This is a genomic window from Halorubrum sp. AD140, assembly GCF_034497445.1.
GTDB lineage: Archaea > Halobacteriota > Halobacteria > Halobacteriales > Haloferacaceae > Halorubrum.
Window position 1 is genome coordinate 1 of the sequence record NZ_JAXRUU010000225.1, and the last position, 1,279, is coordinate 1,279.

Below are 1,279 nucleotides of genomic sequence, written 5' to 3' on the forward strand. Positions count from 1 at the left end.
AGCATCATGACACTGAGTCCGACGAGAATCGGTGTCCCAGCGTCGAGCCCGACTCGAAGGAGCAACGGTTCGATGCCCGTGAACACCGCGGCGCTTACTGGAAGCAGTAACAACGCCCCCACGTCCCGCAGCGAGTCTTGGGGTCGATCAGTAGCGGCAGTCAGCCATGCGATGCCGGCGACCCCACCGACGATACAAAAAATTCCAGCGAGATGCGGGAGTGTCAATGTTTCACCGAACAACCGAACCGCAAGCACAGTAGAGACGAGCGTTGAGGCCGACACGATCGGAGTCGTTCGACTCGCGCCGATACGGTTAATCCCCGCAAACATACAGACGCGTCCCAAGACAAGGCCAACGATTCCCGCCGTGGCGAACGCCCCGACCGCAACCGGCGAGAGCCCGTAATCTGGATAGTGGAGAACGGCAGCTACGGGTCCGATAACACCGAGGTTAATGCTCATCACGATAACGACTGCGTCGCTAGTACTACCCGATGTGGTCCCGATACGGACACAGAGATTCTGTACTGCCAATAAAACGGCGGCAGTGGTTGCTAGCGCAAGTCCAACCAGAGAGCTGAGCGACGATATCAACATTTTAGATCATATGAGGAAGTCAGCCGAACGGCTTTGTAATTGTATTACGAATAGGGCTGTGGCACAATTTTTGATCAGCATATTCGTTTCAACTACACGGGATTAATAAAATCTGGGAGTATATGTGACTATATGTCATGCACGGGGGTAGTGCACAATCCCGACCTTTGAGACACCGACCCCTTCGGCGCGGTCCGACTCGACGTCGTTCGCCCTTCGATAGGCGGCACCGTTGAAATCCCCTGTATCAGCCGCACCTCGAACGTCGCCGCAAGGGCCCCGCAGCGTTCACGCGACGCTCCGCTCTTCGATCGCCTGCCCGCGCTCGAACCGCTCCCGAGCGAGTGCCGACACGTCGACGACGTCGGTTTCGCCGTCAACGACGAGGTCGGCAACGACCCGCCCGGTCGCGGGCGCGTGCTGAAATCCGTGCCCGGAGAACCCCGCGGCGGTCACCAGCCCCGGGACCGACTCCTCTATGATCGGATGATGATCTGGCGTCACCGCGTACAGGCCCGCCCATCCACGGCGAATTCGTGTGTCCGGTCCGAAGTGGTCAGTGTATGTGCCCGCCTGCTCGACCGCTTCCGCCGCCCAGTCGATATCCATTCCCTCGTCGTAGCCGTCCGGGTCGGCGTCGGGGTCCGCGTCGGTGAAATGGCCGCCGACGAGCGCGATTC

At 59.7% G+C, this 1,279-nt stretch carries 2 protein-coding genes; both read right to left on the reverse strand.

Annotated elements, in window-relative coordinates; genetic code table 11:
- A partial coding sequence (locus U4E84_RS17655; RefSeq protein WP_322533387.1) for a DMT family transporter occupies positions 1–599 on the reverse strand: 599 nt, incomplete at its 3' end.
- A 288-nt stretch (positions 600–887) separates the two neighbouring features.
- Positions 888–1,279: FAD-dependent oxidoreductase (locus U4E84_RS17660; protein ID WP_322533388.1), on the reverse strand; the 392-nt coding region annotated here is incomplete at its 5' end.